The following is a 17,673-nucleotide window of genomic DNA, read 5'->3' as shown; positions in this document are numbered from 1 at the left end:
GGTCGACTGACACCCATCGAATACGAGACGATCAACACCCCTCAGGTCGCACTCGCCGCCTGAGACCATCTGACACCTATCCGTGCAGCAGACCCTGTCGCTGTTGGCGCAGCGGCACCCCTTTTGCGTTCTCACGCAGGCCCTGCCGCCCACAATGGGCGGTCCAGCGATCGTAGACCCGCGCACCCCAACCCGTACAGACATGTTCCGCACGAAATCTCGATACCATCAACAGAATCCACCACCCCCGCGCTTGCTGGGAACCGTCCAGTACAGAAACATGAACCACTCGCGCCGGGAAAGAATCGCACGCACAACCCGTTGAAAGTGTGCGTTGTTGCAGGTCAGCGCACAAATGGCAGGCAGGTTGCGGGAGGACCCATGAACGCGAACACGATGTACGAACCACTGCGATGCATGAATCCCTACTGCACGAAGATGTGCACCCTGCCAACCAACGGGCGACCGGCGGCGTTCTGCAGCGCCGTGTGCAAGAGCCGCTTCAGCCGCCGACGTGCCGAGCTCCTGCGGGAGCTGGAGGCCATCGAGGGACTCATCGACCGGTCAACCAAGACGGACCGCCCGAGACTACGGCGACAGCGAAAGGCGCTGCGCTTCCACCTCATGCGACACCCGAGCATTCCAACGTCGGTGGACGACTGACGTTCCCACCCCGGCCCGGAACACAACGCGCCGACATCCCTCGTGGAAACCACGACACCCACCTCGACGCCCCGACCCCCTGGATCCCAACCTCCACAGCGACCTCAAGCAGGACCACAGCCACCTGCGGTGGTGCAACGGCGCACAGGCGCCCTCGCCCACGCGAAGGGCAGCACCTCGAACTCGACCTCGAGCAACGAGCTGCTTCGGGCCATCCCTATGGCAGCACGGTGGTAGGGCGAGTTCGATGCGCTCCTCGCCTCTTGAAGGCATCGCCTGCCTCGTCGCGTAAGCACTTGTGTGCGTTGAAGAAGACGAGTCCGCCGTCAAACCCAGGGAGACTCGATCGCGAATGTCGATGCAACGGATCGGATCTCGTCGCGCGTGAGCCCTTCAGCTTGTCCGCCCGCTGCGAGGTCCATGTACTCGTACTTGGCACCTGTCTCGGCGTACTCGATCCGGTCGACTGCCCTGGTCACCGATACGTCAGATCGCGCCATGACTCCGTGCTTGCTCCACAAGGTGATCTCGGCCTCGCGCAGACCAGCGACGTTGGCGTCCATCATCTGCTGCGAGCCGGGGACGAAGAACGGGAGTACCTTCACGCCCTGGGAGAGCGACACGATGGACTCAGGTTCCCACCGGAGGATACGACGATTCATCTCCTTCTCGTCCTGGTATGCCGGGATGTGGGAGAGGTAGGTCAGGTGTGGCGGCTGGGCATGGACGACGGCCTGGAACTCCACTCCTCGGCGAGCAACCTGGTCTTCATGGACTCCCAGGTGTGAGTTGAACTCGCTGGTGAGCCGTTCGAAGAGCCGACGTGTGGAGCTGTACATCGTTGCGCTGCGTCCGCCGGCGTGGACTTTCAGCGCGGCGATGCATGACTCGGGGTCGTCGGCGATCTGGCGCAGCCGGCGTCCGGAGCCGGTCACGAGCAGCGTGCCGCCCGCGAGCGAGGGTGCTTCCACGGGGAGTTCGATCTTCTCGCGCAGGGGGAAGCGTCGACGTACTTCCGTGTCCCAGCCGAGGTAGACGCTGATGTTTCCGGCGCCGGCTTCGGCGGCGTCGATCTGGGAGATGCGACGCCCGGCTTCTCCCATCGAGGCAAGGACGTCCCCAAGGCCAGGGCGGATCGCTTCGTCATGCATGCTGAGACACTCCTTGGATCGAAGCACCTTCGGTGCGAGGTGCTTGGTTGGTGCGCCCGGGATGGGGGCGACGTGGAGATGGCGCTTCGTATCGACGCACCGTTGCGCTGCGTGAGACCACGGTGCGGAGAGCTGCGAGATCGCCGTCGAGCAGTCCGGCTCCCCGGGCCGCCACGAGTGCGTTACCGAGCGCGGCACCCTCTGTCGGTCCGGCAACGACTGGCAGACCGATAGCTTCCGCGGTCAGGCGGCAGAGAAGGTCGTTCTGTGAGCCCCCTCCGACGATGTGAACCACGTCGATGGTCCTGCCCGATGCAGTTTCGATGGCCTCGAGCGCGCGGGCATAGCTCGCGGCGAGTGAGTCCAGGATGCAGCGTGTGACCTCACCGACGGTTTTGGGTTCGGGTTGGCCTAGAGTGCGTGCGGCCTCTGCGATCCGTGATGGCATGTCGCCGGGCGGTAGGAACGCTGGTGAGTCCAGATCGATGACCGTACGCTTCGGGGCCGCCTGCTCAGCTGCGCTGAGGGCTTCGGCGAGGGTGGTTTCCCGACCGGTCCGGTTCCACGTCCGCAAGGACTCTGAGAGCACCCATAGTCCCGAGACGTTCTTCAGATAGCGAACCGTGCCGTCGACTCCGAGTTCGTTGGTGATGTTCGCGCGGCGGCTCTGCTCGGTGAGCACCGGCCCTTCGAGCTCCAACCCGACCAACGACCACGTTCCCGAGGAGATGTAGGCGAAGTCCTGGTGTTGCGCCGGTACTCCCACGATCGCGGATGCCGTGTCATGAGAACCGACCGCGACAACGGGCACCGGTCCCAGCCTCGTCTCCTTCTGGACACCTGCCGTGAGCGCACCCACTACGGTCCCTGGCTCGACGAGGTCTGTGAGCCGATCCTCCAGTCCTCCGAGCGCGGGATACGCGTCCACCAGACGGTCGATCATCTCGCGAGACCACGACCGCGTCGTGGCGTCGACCAATCCGGTGGTCGACGCGTTGGTGACCTCTGTTGCTCTCCGGCCGGTCAGCCAGAAGACAACGAGGTCGGGGATGAGCGCGAGGGTGGTCGCATCCGCCCACTCGGGGTCGTCGCGCCCGGCCACCAGCTGGTACTCCGTGGTGAAGGGCAGACGTTGCAGGCCGTTGATCCGGTACTGCTCGGCATCGCCGATCCGTTCTGCAACCTGCTCCGCGACCCCCTCCAGGCGACTGTCCCTGTACGAGCGGGGCAGCCCGAGAAGATTCCCGTCGGAGTCGATCAGTCCATAGTCGACCGCCCAGGAGTCGACACCGATCGCCGAGATGCCCAGGCCTTGCTCACGGGCAAGTCCGCCAGCGACACGTAGCCCTTCGAGGATGGCCTCCCACAGCCGTGTGACGTCCCAGTGGAGCCCTGGATCCTTCGCGTCCTGCGAGGCTCCAGGACCGTTAGGGAATCGAGCCGCCTCGATGAGCTCGATGCGCTCCTGCCCGTGCTCACCGTGAATGACCGCGAGCATCACCCGTCCACTGGTTGCCCCGAGATCGATCGAGGCGACCGCTGCCCGACCGGCCGCTCGCGCCTTGCCCAGAGCCGTCATCGCAAGAAGGCTGCAGCAACGCCCGAATCGACGGGGATGTGCAGTCCGGTCGTGAGGGCTAGATCGGGGCCGGTGAGGGCAAGTACGGCGGCAGCGACGTGCTCGGGCAGGACCTCGCGCTTGAGGAGCGTGCGCTGGGCGTAATACGCACCCAGGTCCTCCTCCGCGACGCCGTAGACCGCAGCCCGCTTGGCCCCCCAACCGCCGGCGAAGATGCCCGAACCGCGGACGACGCCGTCGGGGTTGATGCCGTTGACGCGGATCTGGTGCTCTCCGAGCTCGGCAGCCAGGAGCCGGACCTGGTGCGCCTGGTCGGCCTTCGTCGCGGAGTACGCGATGTTGTTGGGGCCGGCGAACAGGGAGTTCTTCGAGGCGATGTAGACGATGTCTCCGCCGAGGCCCTGCGCGATCATCGCGCGGGCGGCCTCGCGGGCCACGAGGAACGAGCCCTTGGCCATGACGTCGTGCTGGAGGTCCCAGTCAGCCTCGGTCGTGTCCAGGAGCGGCTTGGAGATCGAGAGGCCGGCGTTGTTGACGACCAAGTCCACGCCACCGAACGCGAGTGCGGCGGCGTCGACGAGGGCTGCGACGTCGCTCGCGGACGTGACATCGGCGCGGACGCCGATCGCGACGTCCGGCCCTCCGAGGGAGGTCGCGACCTCCTGGGCGCCGTCGAGGTTCAGGTCGGCCACGACGACGCACGCGCCCTCTGCCGCGAGACGCTCGGCGATGGCCCTGCCGATCCCCGATCCACCACCGGTGACGATCGCGACGCGCGTGGCGAGCGGCCTGGGTGCGGGCATGCGCGCGAGCTTGGCCTCCTCGAGCGCCCAGTACTCGATGCGGAACTTCTCCGCCTCGTCGATCGGCGCGTAGGTGCTGATCGCCTCGGCACCGTGCATGACGTTGATCGCGTTGACGTAGAACTCGCCTGCGACCCGGGCCGTCTGCTTGTTCTTCCCGAACGAGAACATCCCGACGCCCGGGACGAGGACGATCGCGGGGTCCGCGCCGCGCAGCGCCGGGCTGTCCGGTGTCGCGTGGCGGTCGTAGTAGGCCTGGTAGTCCGCGCGGTACTCGGCGTGCAGCTCACGCAGCCGAGTCACGGTCTCCTCGACCGGCGCATCTGCCGGCAGGTCCACCACGAGCGGCCTGACCTTGGTCCGCAAGAAGTGGTCGGGGCAGCTCGTCCCCAGTGCTGTGAGCGGGGCCACCTTCTCGCGCGACAAGAAGTCCAGCACCACGTCGGAGTCGGTGAAGTGCCCCACCTGGGGCACGTCGGACGATGCGAGCCCGCGAATCACGGGCGCCAGCGCGGCCGCCTTCGCGCGACGCTCGGTCTCACTGAGCGCCACGTGGCCGGTACGAACGGGTCCGAAGGGGTGCTGGCCACGCGCGGCGAGCTCGCGGGTGCGCCGCTCGATGAACACCTCGGCGCGACGCACGATCTCGAGGCTGCGCTCCTGAGCCTGCGCGGAAGTCTCGCCCCACGCCGTGATGCCGTGGCCGCCCAGCACGCAGCCGATCGCCTGCGGGTTGGCCTCCTTGACGGCCGCGATGTCCAGCCCCAGCTGGAATCCGGGCCTGCGCCACGGCACCCACACGACATCGTCGCCGAAGACCTGGCGGGTCAGTGCCTCGCCATCCACGGACGTCGCGAGGGCGATGCCAGAGTCCGGGTGCAGATGGTCCACGTGCGCGGCGTCGACCAGGGCGTGCATGGCGGTGTCGATGCTCGGCGCCGCACCGCCCTTGCCGTGCAGGCAGTAGTCGAACGCGGCGACCATCTCGTCCTCGCGCTCGACCCCGGGGTAGACCTCCTTGAGGGCACGTACGCGGTCCAGTCGCAGGACCGCGAGACCGGCCTCGGTGAGCGTACCGAGGTCGCCGCCCGAGCCCTTGACCCAGAGCAGCTCGACGGGTTCCCCGGTGACGGGGTCGGCGGTCCGGCCCTTGGCCGAGGTGTTGCCGCCGGCGTAGTTCGTGACCCGGGGGTCCGCCCCCAGGGCGTTCGAACGGGCGACCAGGTCGGCCACGGCCGCCACGGTGTGCGTCGTCGTCGTGACAGTCATTTCACGCTCCCCATCCGGCCTGCACGCCACCCACGCGCTCGGCCACGATCTTCTCGGTGTACCCGGAGGCCGCGAACGCGGTCATCGGGTCGGGGGCGAGCCCCTGCTCGACGCGCAGGTCCGCAAGGAGCGGGCGCACGTCGGTGTTGTAGGCGTCCATGAGGACCCCGTTGGCGGTGAGCACGTCGCCCGAGCGCTGCGCCTGGTCGAGCGCGCCCATGTCCACCAGCAGCGCCTTGGCGGTCGCCTCCTGGATGTTCATTACGGAGCGGATCTGCCCGGGGATCTTGTCCTCGATGTTGTGGCACTGGTCGAGCATGAAGTTCACGCCGGAGTCCGGCGCGAGCGCCCCGACCTGCACGATCTCGTGCATGATCCGGAACAGCTGGAAGGGGTCGGCGGCTCCTGCCATGAGGTCGTCATCGGCGTAGAAGCGTGAGTTGAAGTCGAACGCTCCGAGCCTGCCCTGGCGCAATAGCTGGGCGACGATGAACTCGATGTTGGTGCCTGGGGCGTGGTGCCCGGTGTCGAGCACGACCTTGGCCCGCTCCCCCAATGCGAGGCAGTGCAGGAGCGAGGTCCCCCAGTCGGGGATGTCGGTCGCGTAGAAGGCGGGCTCGAAGAACTTGTACTCCAGGATGAGCGTTTGGTCGTCGTCGAGCGCTGCGTAGATCTCGGCGAGCGAGTCGGCCAGGCGGTCCTGGCGGGCGCGGATCGAGTCCTGACCGGGGTAGTTGGTGCCGTCCGGCAGCCAGAGCTTGAGCTCCTTCGACCCTGTCGCCCGCATGACGTCGAGGCACTGCAGGTGATGATCGATCGCCTTCCTGCGCACCGTGGGGTCGGGGTGGGTGAGGGAGCCGAGCTTGTAGTCGTCGTCCTGGAAGAGGTTCGAGTTGATCATCCCGATGCTCACACCGTTGTCAGCGGCGTGCCGGGACAGGTCCTCGTAGTCGTCGACGAGGTCCCACGGAATGTGCAGCGAGACCCTTGGGGCGACCCCTGTGAACGCGTTGACCTGGGCGGCGTCGGCGATCTTCTCGTAGGGATCCCGGGGGGTCCCCGAAGTGCCGAAGACCTTGAACCGCGTCCCCGAGTTGCCGAAGGCCCAGGACGGAAGCTCGATCGTCTGTTGCCGCAGGGCGGTGCGCGCCGCCTCCGCCCGGTCGGATGTGGTCATGAGTCGTTCCTTTCAGGGGCCCCGATGCGAGTTGTCGCGGCTGCGGGATCGGATGTCAGGTCAAGCACCGTGTCGAGCAGGGGCACGGTCAGAGCATTGCCAGGGTCGGGCAGGAGCCGTTCGATCGGCATGTCGCCGATCATCGTGAGGACTGTGGGATTGGTGATGAAAGCGATGCTCTGACCAGTTGGATCAGCCGCACGGACCGCCTCGAGCAGTCGTGTTCCGTGGACCTCGTCACGTACCCACTCCCGCAGCGTGGAGCGAAGCGACAGCCGTGTCGCGCCCCCGCTCGCGGGCCGTGAGACTTGGGTGCCCAGACGTAGGTCACGCGAGGACGCCCCCACCTCGACGACGTGCGATCCTGCGAGCACGCTCCAGCTGCTCGCGTCCTGGTCCCACGTCGCAAAGGTCCGACGATCCAAGGTGAAGGTGACCCGTACCGACTCGCCCGGATCGAGGCGAACCTTGCCGAAAGCAGCCAGTCGCCGAACCGCATCCATCGGCCCGACGTCTGGGCTGCCAACGTAGGCCTGCCACACCTCGGCACCCGTACGGGTTCCGGAGTTGGTCAGCGTGAACTGCACGTGTGCGCGCTCGTCCGACTCCGCCTCGATCATGAGATCCGAGTATGCGAACGTCGTGTAGCTAAGACCGTGTCCGAACGGGTACGCCACCTCCTTGGCCGCACGGTCGTACCAGCGGTAGCCGACGAGCGTGTCCTCACCGTGGAAGGCCCGACGGCCAGTTGCCGGAAATCCGGGCCAGGTCGGAGTGTCCTGGATCGCGAGCGGCATGGTCTCCGGCAGCTTCCCTGACGGGCTCACCGCACCCAGCAAGACATCGACGACAGCCCGCCCGCCTGAGCCGCCCGGCAACCACATGTGCAAAAGCGCCGCGACAGCTTGGTCCCAGGGTGCGGTACGCACGATTCCCCCACCGTTGATAACAACGATCGTGGGTCGACCGGTAGCTGCCAACTCGTCGATCAGGTGAACCTGGGCAGAGGGTAGGTCGATTGTCTGCCGGTCGTACCCCTCCGAATCACTACCGTCCTCCTGGCCGACAAAGATCAGCACAGCATCCGCCTCGCGCGCACGCTGGATGAGCGATGCCGACGGGGCTCGGCCGTCTCCACCAGAGGTGTCGAAGCCGGCTTCGTAGTGCACCGGACCACGCCATGCGTCGCGCAGCGCGGCGAGAGGCGTGTCCTGTGCGCTGGCGCCGAGGTGACCGACGTGCGCGCTGCCCCCGCCCTCGCGCCGCGGGGCCTGGGCGAGCTCGCCCACCACTAACAGCACGCCGTCGCCGGCAAGGGGCAACGTGGAGTTCTCGTTGCGCAGCAGGACAATCGACTGCTCGGCCACGCGTCGCGCCAACTCCTCATGCACGACCCGATCGACAGGCAGCGATGGCCCTGCCGACCATCGCTGCGCAACGGACGCAACGCGCCCTGCAGCCTCGAACACCTTCTGGGCATTGAGACGTCCGGACTGGACCGCGTCAACTACGGCCTCCCGCGCGGCCGTCGCGGGTCCAGGCATCTGGATGTCGAGGCCGGCGTCCACTGCTTCGACCGGATCGTCGACGGCGCCCCAGTCGGAGATGATGGCGCCCATGAAGCCCCACTCCTCGCGCAGCACGCGTGTCAGGAGGTGCGAGTTCTGTGCTGCGTAGACACCGTTGATCCGGTTGTAGGACGCCATGACCATCGCCGGTTGTTCAGTTCGGACGATGTGCTCGAAGGCCGGCAGGTAGATCTCCCGGAGCGCGCGTTCACCGACCTCTGCGCTGACGCGCATGCGGTCCGTCTCCTGGCTGTTCACCGCGAAGTGCTTGACGCAGGCGCCGACTCCCTGGCTCTGTACCCCGCGGACGAACGCAGCACCGATGCGCCCGGCGTGGAGGGGGTCCTCGGAGTAGTACTCGAAGTTCCGTCCTCCCAGTGGCGAGCGCTTGATGTTGACCGAGGGGCCGAGCAGGATGTCGGCTCCCGCGGCGCGGGCCTCGGCTCCGATGGCGGCTGCGACCTCTTGGACGAGATCGCTGTCCCAGGTGGCCGCAAGCGCGACAGGGGCGGGGAAGCTCGTGGCGGGCACCTTACCGGCGAAGTCCGGAAGGTTCATCGCCAGACCGCTCGGACCGTCGGACAAGACCAGCCGTGGCACCCCCGGTCGGGCGCGCGTGCTCGACATGTCGGCCCCGACAAGGAGACCGGCCACGGCCTCGATGTCGTCGGGGAGGTGTGCTGTCGTCATCTCAGGAGGCTCCTGCTTCCATCAGGGCGCGGTCACTCGGGTCGTGGATGTTCCACAGTCGAGGTCTCGGCGGGTCGTCGGCGGCCGAGCGCCAGCTGCAGGCGTGCTCGCTCGTCCCAGGTCCGACCTCGCGAGGCTCGCTGCCGTCAGGCAGTCGCACCGTGGCGCGAGCCCCAGGAGGGACCTCGACCGTGAGATGGAACCGTTCTCCTTCGCGGCGCCAGGCCGCCCGGATCATGCCCTGCGGTGACAGGTGAGATGCCGATGCGTGCTCGAGTCCTCCGCCAGGGCGGGGTGCGAACTCGATCGTGCGGTAGCCGGGTGCCGACGGTGCGAGGCCGGCGACGACGCGATGCATGAAGTCGACGACGGCACCCAGTGCGTAGTGGTTGAAGGAGGTCATCTCTCCCGGGTTGATGCTCCCGTCGGGAAGCATGCTGTCCCAGCGTTCCCAGGCGGTCGTGGCTCCCATGGTCACCGGGTACAGCCAGGACGGGCAGCGTGTCTCGAGAAGCAGGTGATAGGCGGTGTCGACAGATCCGGTGCGTGCCAGTGCGTCGCACACGAGGGGTGTGCCGACGAATCCGGTACTGATCAGGTGGTCGCTCTCGCGCACGAGCTCGACGAGACGCGCGCCGGCCACCTCTAGTTGCGTCTCGGTGTCGAGCAGGTCGAAGCAGATCGCGACCGACAAGGCCGTGACCGTGTCGCTGACGACCCGACCCGCGGGTGAGACGAACGTGTTTTGGAATGCTGTCCGAGCTCGGGCGGCGATGTTCGCGTACTTGCGCGCGTTCGTCTCGTTCTCCAGCAGCGCCCAGGTGCGAGCCAGGAGATGAGCGGTTCGTGCGTGATATGCGGTGGCCACGAGGTGCGCGTCGGTCGCGGACTCCCCTGGCTTCTCGGGTGGGGCGGCCGGGTCCAGCCAGTCGCCGAGCTGGAACCCGGTGTCCCACAGGCCCGTTCGTCCGGTGGCACGGTCTACCTGGTCGACCCAGGCGGTCATGCTCTCGGCGTGGTCGCGCAGGATCTGCAGGTCGCCGGTGCGTTCGTAGAGAGTCCACGGGACGATGACCGCTGCGTCCCCCCACGCCGCCGCAGGTGCGGCCGGGAAGCCGCACTCGAGCCACGGGTGGAAGTTGCGCATCGTGCCTTGAGCGCGCTGTTCTGCCTTGACATCCCGAAGCCAGCTCAGCAGGACGCCGGTGCTGTCATGGAGGAACGCGGCCGCCGGCGCGAAGACCTGGATGTCTCCGGTCCAGCCGAGCCGTTCGTCGCGCTGCGGGCAGTCAGTCGGGAGGTCCACGAAGTTGTCGCGCATGCTCCACACGACGTTCTCGTGGAAGCGGTCAAGGAGGCTGTTGGACGACGCGAACCAACCCGTGCGGCGCATCTGGGAGTGGACGACCAGGGCCTCGACCGCATCAAGGCTCTGTCCGTCGGGCCAGCCTTCAACGTCTACGTAACGAAATCCGTGCAGAGTGAACCGCGGCGTCCAGGTCTCGGAAGCACAACCGGCGAACACGTACTCGTCGACGGACGTCGCCGTGCGCAAAGGACGTACCGAGAGCTCGCCGCGCTCGAGGACCTCAGCATGCCGGAGCCTCAGGACGTGTCCCCGCGGTGCGGTGGCGGTGAACTGGATCTTCCCGGAGATGTTCTGCCCGAAGTCGAACCGCACCCGACCATCAGGGCGGTGCTCGACCGTCACCGGCCGCAGGGATTCGATGACCTGCACCGAGGGCCCGGGCGAGGCCTCAAGGGCGTGCGTGAAGACGCGGCGCGGGAGGGTGGTCGGGATGCTCCACCCTGAGTCGTCGAACCTTGGCTGGGACCAGGCAGGGTGCTCGAGCCGGGCGTCGTGGCGCTCGCCCTCGTAGAGGCCGCTGCCGGTGATGGGCGCGGGAGCAGTGCGCCAGCTCAGTGGAAGCCGTTCGACCGTACCGTCGACGTGGCGGACCTCGATCTGGACCAAGGCGGCGACATCGGTTCCGTAGACGTCCCAGAGACCGCCGTTGAAGCCGATGCGTCCTCTGTACCAGCCGTCGGCCAACCAGATGCCCATCACGTTCTCGCCGACGGTCGTCTGCTGGTCGAGGTCGAACGTCTGGAAGCGCAGCCGGTGTTCATAGCTGCTCCACCCCGGTGCGAGCTCTGCCTCGGTCGCGCGGGCGCCGTTGACCTCCAGGTCGTAGACGCCGTGTGCAGTGACGTAGGCGCGGATGCGGTCAGCGGTGTCGGGCACGGTGAATGTCGTGCGCATGAGCCAGGCGGGTCGTGTCGCCGCTGTGGGCGCAGATGTCGAGGGTGAGATGAAGTGCTCGTCCCAGTCGGCCTCGCTGATGCCCGTCTCGATGGTCAGGGGCTCGGACCATGCTGTCACGGTGTCGTCGGAGAGGTTGGCCCGGACTCGCACGATCGCCCGCTCACGGGGCATGAGCGCGATACCGGGCCACGGGACCAGTGACATTTCACCTGACTGCTTCTGGACCGTGCTGGAGGGGTGGGTGTCGCGTTCGGTGAAGATCTCATAGCCGAGCTGCTCCACGCCCGGGTCTGCGCCCTCGAGCCGCCAGCTCAGGCGTGGCTCTGGTTCACCGATACCCAGGGCATGCCCCAGGTGTTCGGCCCGGACGTCGACGACGACGGCTCCCATCAGCCCTTCACCGATCCCGCGGTGAGGCCCTTCATGACCCGTTGGTTGAGGAAGAGGTAGATGGCCAGGGTGCCGAAGACGTTGAGGCAGATCGCCGCGAAAGTCGGGCCGAAGTCGACCTGACCGAACTGGCCACGGAAGTTGAGCAGTCCCACCTGGATCGTGCGCAGGTCGTCTCGGTTCGTGAAGGTCAGAGCGATGAGCAGGTCGTTCCAGATGAAGAAGAACTGCACGAGTGCCACGGTGAAGATCGCGTTGCGAACCAGCGGCAGGCCGATCGAGAAGAACATCCGGAAGATGTTCGCTCCATCGAGGGTCGCGGCCTCGAAGATCTCGCGCGGCACGCTGCGGAAAAAGGTCGCCATCATGAACACGGTGAGCGGGAGGCCGATCGTCGTGTAGGTGATGATGAGCGGCCACAGGGTGCCGGTGAGGCCGATCTCGAAGTAGATGGTGAACAGCGGGAGCAGGATCATCTGCCCGGGAACCATGATGCCGGCGAGGAAGAGCAGGAGTGTGGTCGAGCGCCCCTTCCAGACCATGACCTCGAGAGCGAAGCCTGCGGCGACGCCGAAGAGGATCGTCAGTGCGAGCGACGGCAGGACGGCGAGGACGCTGTTGCGTGCATAGGTCCCGAGATTGCCGTCCGTGATGGCGGTGACGTAGTTGTCGAAGTTCGCCCAGTTCTCGGGCAGGGCGAACGTCGGGTTGTTGAGGAACTCGGGCTGAGTCTTGAGGGATCCAAGGACCAGCCAGACGAGCGGGTAGACGACGATAACGAGCACCAGCGCGGTCACCAGACCGGTCCAGACCGAGTGCCACACGCGCCGCGCTGGTCGGCGTCGCTTCCCGTGGGATTGCGCCGTCGGGACGCGGGTGGGAGTGAGTGTCGTAGTCATGGTTCAGGCCTTCGTGAGGTCGCGGCGGCTCGAGCGGAAGAGAAAGAGGGTCACGACGAGGCAGAGCAGCGTCAGCAGGAGTGCGAGCGAGCTCCCGTACCCGTACTGCCCGTAACTGAACGAGGTCTGGTACATGTACAAGGTCAGCGGGGTCGTCTGGCTGCCCGGGCCCCCGTTCGTCAGCGCAAGGACGGAGTCGAAAACCTTGAGCGTGCCGTTGATCGAGAAGATGACGGACGAGAGCAGGACGGGCAAGGAGAGCGGCAGGACGATGTGCCTGACCAGACGGCCACCTGATGCGCCGTCGAGGCGAGCCGACTCGAGCATCTCCTCGGGGATGTCCACGAGACCCGCGTAGAGCAGCACGGCGTAGAAGCCCATCGAGCGCCAGGCCTCCATGAGGATGATGACCCAGAAGGCTGTCGAGCCGCTTGCGAACCAGTCGACCGAGCCGATGCCGACGGCCTCCAGCAGTGCGTTCACCGGGCCCGTTCGAGGGGCGGACTCGAAGAGCTGCTGAAACAGCAGTGCGACGGCGACCGTGGGCAGGACGACAGGGAAGAAGACCAACGTCCGGACGACTCCGGATGAACGCCTGAGGATGAAGACGTAGAACAGCGAGAGCAGGTATCCGACCGCAACCTGCACGATGGTCAGGACGATCGCGAACCGGATCGTGAACCACAACGCGTCGTGAACGGCCGGGTCGCTCACCAACCGCGAGAAGTTGTCGGTACCGACGAACGTGAACCCGCTGATCGCGTTGCCCTCGAAGAACGTATAGCCGAAGGACCACACCACCGGGACGAGCATGATCAGCGTGTAGAAGAGAAGGGCTGGGCCCAGGAGCAGCGCGATCGCGCGCCGATCACCGAGAACGTGACGCATGGGGTCTCTACTTTCGAATGGTCCGCGGGGTGTAACCGACGTCGTCGACCACACCCCGCGGCACGGTGGATCAGCCCAGGTCCGCCTGGACGGCGGCCATGAAGTCCTCCGGACTCATCTGACCGGTCACCAGGAGCTGCGCGTTCGAGGTGGCCGTCGTCGTCGCCTTGGGGTTGAACAGAGCCTCGAACCACAGGACCGTGGTCTCAGCGGTCTCGATCTGGCCCTGCACGGTGCCAGTCAACGGCTCCACGTCCACCGCGTCGTTGTCCGCGAAGCCAGTGATCACTCCCTGGTCACCGAGCGACTGGGAGCCGAAGTTGTCGGCGATGCAGCCGAGCCACGCCTTGGCGTCCTCGTCGAACGTGCTGGCGGACATCGCGAGCGGGACACCGATGTTGGCCGCGAGCTGCGTCGAATCACCTGCCCCGCCCTCGACGTTCGGGAAGGCGATGAACCCGATGCCGTCCGGCCCCAGGTTGTTCTGCGCCGGGTCGTTGAAGTTCGCCAGCGCCCAGCTGCCCATGTAGTACATGCCGGCCTTGCCGCTGAGGAACTCGTTCATCGCCGTGGTGTAGTCGATCGAACCCACCGAAGGACCGAACGCACCTGCCGCTCCGAGCTCGGCCACCTTCGCAGCACCCTCGACATACTCCGGGTCAGTCAACTTGGCCTCCCCGTCGGCGACCTTCTGCAGAGCGTCCGGCCCGATCGACCGGTAGATGTAGTTCCCCACGAGCCGAGTGAGCGGCCAACCGTCCTTGCCGGCCGCCGACATCGGCGTGACCCCGGCCGCAGCGAGCTGCTCCGATGCGGTCACGAGCTCGTCCCAGGTCGAAGGGACAGCGATCTGGTGCTCCTGGAAGAGCGCCTTGTTGTACCAGATGCCCTCGACGTTGAACTCAGTCGGCAGCACGAAGACCTCTCCGTCGTACAGCGCCTCGATCGTCGAGCGTGCTGCCGGGATGATCGCGTCGGACCTCCCGAGCGCCTCGAGCTCCGCGTCGATGTCCACGAGCTGGTCGGCGCCGTTGATGTCCTTGATCACCTGAGGCGAGTTTCCGGTAGCGAAGAGCGAGGGCAGCGCGCCCTGACCAGCGAGCAGCTGCATCTGCTGGTCGAAGCTCGCCTGCGGCTGGGTCGTCACGGTGAGCGCGGCCGCTTCCTCTTCCACGGAGCACTGGTCCTCGCTCAGAGCGGTGAGGGTGTCCTTGACCGCCGTGTTCTCCGCCAGGGAGAGGTACTCGAACTTGCCGCTCGACTGGCCGCCCTGGCCGCCGTCACCGCCGGACGAGCACGCCATCATCAGTAGCACCGTCGACATCGCCGATGCGGTGAGCAGCGCTGCGCGCCGCCGTCCCTGAGTGTTCATCACTTCCTCCTCGAAGTAGTCGCCACGCCTTTGAAGCGCTTCAAAATGGGAGGTTAGAGTGTCCTGGGGGTTGATGGCAAGCCCGCTTTCACCCTTGAATCTGCGGGCATCGTGTGCTTCCAGCCGCACGGCTGGGGTTATTCGCACGGGTGATGAAGCGGATCAACGAACGCTATGCTTCGCTGGAGCAACTAGAGAGGTGCATACGGTGGGAATCGGAGAGGCTGGGCCGCGGTCGAGGCCGTCGATCGGAGATGTCGCCGCCCTGGCGGGGGTGTCCTCCGGAACGGTGTCGAACGTTCTCAACCATCCCGGGCGGGTCTCGGTCGCCACGGCGGACAAGGTCGTGCGTGCTATGGCGATGCTCGACTACGTCCCGGACGGCAATGCTCAGTCGCTGGCGGCTGGCGTCAGTCGGACCGTCGGGATCGTGCTGCCCGACCTGAGCAACTCGTTGTTCGTCGACGTCGCCAGGGGGGCCGAGACAGCCGCAGAGCTCGCCGGGTACTCATTGATGATCGCGAACAGCGACACCCGGCTGGATCGCGAGACCAGGCATCTGCGCACCTTCACGCAGGCTCGCGTCGCGGGAGTGCTTCTGACCCTCAACGACAGTGATCACTTCGCGGCGATCGCCAGCCAGACGCCACGTACGGCTCCGACGGTCATGCTCAACCTTGCGGTTCCGTCGTCGCAGTACTGCAGCGTCTCGGTCGACAACGAGCACGGTGGGTGGCTGGCAGCCACACACCTCGTGGACTCCGGGCGACGTCGGTTGGTGTTTGTCGGCGGGCCGGCAGGTCTGGAGCCGATTCGGCATAGGGCTCAGGGCTTTCTGCGTGCGGTCAGTCAGGGCGGGGTCGAACATGTCCGGACGATCAGTCCGGCCGGAGTCAATCGCGCTGACGGTTGGGATGCTGGGCTCTCGCTCGTCGATGAGGTGCGGGCCGGGCTCGTCGATGGTGTGGTCGCTGCGACCGACCTTCTCGCGGCCGGCATCGTCCAGGCGTTCGCGTCGGCCCCAGATCTCCGGGTGCCCCACGACGTGGCGGTCGTCGGTTACGACAACAACCAGGCGGCCTGGGACAGTCCGATCCCGATCACGACGATCGCACAGCCGGGCATGGAGATGGGCACCGTCGGGACGAAGCTCGTGCTGAACGAGGCTCAGGAAGGCACGACCCATGTCCATGACGCCGTCGTGCTCGCCCCTTCCCTTGTTGTCCGCGCGAGCACCAGCACGACCCTGCGGGAAGGTGCGAACGCTCGCTGATTTGGCCGGGCTCAGCGCATCCCGCCGACCCGGGCGAGCACCTCGGCGGGCAGCTCTGCCAGACGCGCCCCGTTGCCGAGATCGAGGGCGGCCAACCACACCTCGCGAGCTCGTCTCCACGGGGTCTCTGCTACCGGCACCACTTCGCCGGCGGGATCAGGCACGGACACGGTCCATCTCTCCGGGGGCAGGTCTCGCCACTCGACGCTCAGGTGGACGGCAGCGTGCGCGTGCAGGTTGCGGAGCGCGCCGGCCGGGAGGGTCGCCCCGAACGCGACCGTCTCACCGTCCACGACCAGACCCTCCGAGGCGATGTCCTCCCCGGTCCGGACAGCTTCCACGGCAAGAGCCATCGCTCTAGCGTGATAGCCGACGCGGGCGACGACGTGGGCCCGTGTGCACCCGTCGACCAGGGAAGGGCTGCTCAGGTCGGCATCCGTGAGCTCTGCCAGCTTGCGGGAGAAGTAGGCGGTGCCCCGCCGCGCGAGCAGCAGGTCTGCCCGGAGGCGGGGGTCCGTGACCAGATCGATGCGAGCGACCATCAGTCTCAGCCTCTGCTGCCTGGCAGCAGGCGCCCCGACTCCGGGAGGTAGGTGCGCTGGAAGTGCAGCCGCTCGACGATCGGTGCATCGGAGAAGCGAAACAGATCGAACTCCTCGGTCGCCTCGAGCGACCATGCGGTCCACGAAGGCAGCACGAACAGGTCGCCCTTGGTGAGCTCACGACGTTCGCCGTCCAGGACCACCACGCCTGCACCGTCGAACACCTGCCAGACCGAGGACCCGACCTCACGCCGAACCGCGGTCCGCGTTCCTGGCCGCAGACGGTGGAACTCGCAGCGCATCGTCGGCAGCACGTCACCCCCGTTGGTCGGGTTGGTGTACTTGATCGCCGCATGCCCCTGCTCGACGGTGGCGGGATGCCCTTCGTCCTCCAGCGCGAGTTGCTCACGCAGGGCAGCGTCCGTGTGCTCCCAACGGTAGGCAGCGATCGGAGTCGCGACCTGGGCTCCCTGAGACGAGAGAGGGGTCAGCCCGGGATGAGCCCACAGCCGCTCGGAGCGGGAGACGCGCGGAGAGGCCTCGTCCGTGACGCGCTCCGAGCCAAACTCGAAGAATCCGAAGTCGACGTCATGTACGAAAGGAACATCGAGTCCGTCGATCCAGGCCATCGGTTGATCGGTGTCGTTGTGATGGCCGTGAAAGTTCCACCCTGGTGTCAGCAAGAGGTCGCCGCGGCTCATCCTGACCGGATCACCGTTGACGACCGTCCACACCCCCTCCCCCTCGACCACGAAGCGGAATGCGTTCTGAGCGTGACGATGTTCGGGAGCCGTCTCGAAGGGGCCGAGCCACTGGATCGCGCACCACAGCGTGGGGGTCGCGTACGCGGTCGGCGCGAGGCCGGGATTCGCAAGCCCCATGGCGCGCCGCTCACCGCCACGGCCGACAGGCACGAGATCCCCGGCGCGACGGGCGATGTCGACGAGCTCGCTCCAGCGCCAGACGAACGGGACGGCGGAGGGCTTGGGCACGATCGGCATGAGGTCGTTGGTCTGTGTCCAGAGTGGTGCCAGGCTGTTCCGCTCGAAATCTGCGTAGAGGCGCTCCAGGTCAGGCCCTGGCTCGGGTTGTCCGGGCTGAGCCGGGACGACGGACTGGCTATCGATAGTGCTCATGGGATTC

12 protein-coding genes are annotated in these 17,673 nt (G+C 66.7%); 1 reads left to right on the top strand and 11 read right to left on the bottom strand.

Translation table 11 applies throughout. The annotated features are described in order from the left end of the window. Positions 1-989: 989 nt before the first annotated feature. From NHG27_RS11320 to NHG27_RS11280, 9 genes are all read right to left on the bottom strand, one after another. Positions 990-1,814 carry a class II aldolase/adducin family protein gene (locus NHG27_RS11320; protein ID WP_497016367.1) on the bottom strand — a complete coding sequence of 275 codons (825 nt, stop codon included), beginning with the start codon at positions 1,812-1,814 and terminating at the stop codon, positions 990-992. Then, a complete protein-coding gene (locus NHG27_RS11315) occupies positions 1,807-3,393 on the bottom strand; it encodes a rhamnulokinase (protein ID WP_497016366.1) in 1,587 nt (528 codons plus the stop codon). The genes NHG27_RS11320 and NHG27_RS11315 overlap by 8 nt, the downstream gene beginning before the upstream one ends. Continuing rightward, complete coding sequence (locus NHG27_RS11310) at positions 3,390-5,465, bottom strand: bifunctional aldolase/short-chain dehydrogenase (RefSeq protein WP_497016365.1); 2,076 nt, start codon at positions 5,463-5,465, stop codon at positions 3,390-3,392. Before NHG27_RS11310 ends, NHG27_RS11315 begins: the two co-directional genes overlap by 4 nt. Position 5,466: 1 nt before the next feature. Further along, entirely contained in the window at positions 5,467-6,642 is a 1,176-nt protein-coding gene (rhaI, locus tag NHG27_RS11305; RefSeq protein WP_497016364.1) for an L-rhamnose isomerase, read from the bottom strand. Continuing rightward, positions 6,639-8,900, bottom strand: a complete 2,262-nt coding sequence (locus NHG27_RS11300; protein WP_497016363.1) for a glycoside hydrolase family 3 C-terminal domain-containing protein — start codon at positions 8,898-8,900, stop codon at positions 6,639-6,641. Before NHG27_RS11300 ends, rhaI begins: the two co-directional genes overlap by 4 nt. Position 8,901: 1 nt before the next feature. Then, a complete protein-coding gene (locus NHG27_RS11295) occupies positions 8,902-11,556 on the bottom strand; it encodes a family 78 glycoside hydrolase catalytic domain (protein ID WP_497016362.1) in 2,655 nt (884 codons plus the stop codon). Next, a complete protein-coding gene (locus NHG27_RS11290) occupies positions 11,556-12,353 on the bottom strand; it encodes a carbohydrate ABC transporter permease (protein ID WP_497016361.1) in 798 nt (265 codons plus the stop codon). The genes NHG27_RS11295 and NHG27_RS11290 overlap by 1 nt, the downstream gene beginning before the upstream one ends. A gap of 105 nt (positions 12,354-12,458) precedes the next feature. Next, entirely contained in the window at positions 12,459-13,343 is an 885-nt protein-coding gene (locus NHG27_RS11285) for a carbohydrate ABC transporter permease (RefSeq protein ID WP_497016360.1), read from the bottom strand. A gap of 70 nt (positions 13,344-13,413) precedes the next feature. Continuing rightward, a complete protein-coding gene (locus NHG27_RS11280) occupies positions 13,414-14,715 on the bottom strand; it encodes an ABC transporter substrate-binding protein (protein ID WP_497016359.1) in 1,302 nt (433 codons plus the stop codon). 199 nt (positions 14,716-14,914) lie between these two features. Here NHG27_RS11280 and NHG27_RS11275 point away from each other — a divergent pair, with 199 nt between their 5' ends. Next, the gene (locus NHG27_RS11275; protein WP_497016358.1) at positions 14,915-15,988 is read left to right on the top strand and encodes a LacI family DNA-binding transcriptional regulator; all 1,074 of its coding nucleotides are present in this window, start codon (positions 14,915-14,917) and stop codon (positions 15,986-15,988) included. A gap of 11 nt (positions 15,989-15,999) precedes the next feature. Here NHG27_RS11275 and NHG27_RS11270 read toward each other — a convergent pair whose 3' ends face one another. After that, positions 16,000-16,530 (bottom strand): maleylpyruvate isomerase N-terminal domain-containing protein, encoded by a 531-nt coding sequence (locus tag NHG27_RS11270; RefSeq protein ID WP_497016357.1) that lies wholly within the window; start codon positions 16,528-16,530, stop codon positions 16,000-16,002. 5 nt (positions 16,531-16,535) lie between these two features. Then, positions 16,536-17,666 carry a cupin domain-containing protein gene (locus tag NHG27_RS11265; RefSeq protein ID WP_497016356.1) on the bottom strand — a complete coding sequence of 377 codons (1,131 nt, stop codon included), beginning with the start codon at positions 17,664-17,666 and terminating at the stop codon, positions 16,536-16,538. Positions 17,667-17,673: the final 7 nt, after the last annotated feature.

The organism is Oerskovia sp. 140933, assembly GCF_059651515.1.
This window is presented reverse-complemented; position numbering and strand designations above follow the sequence as displayed.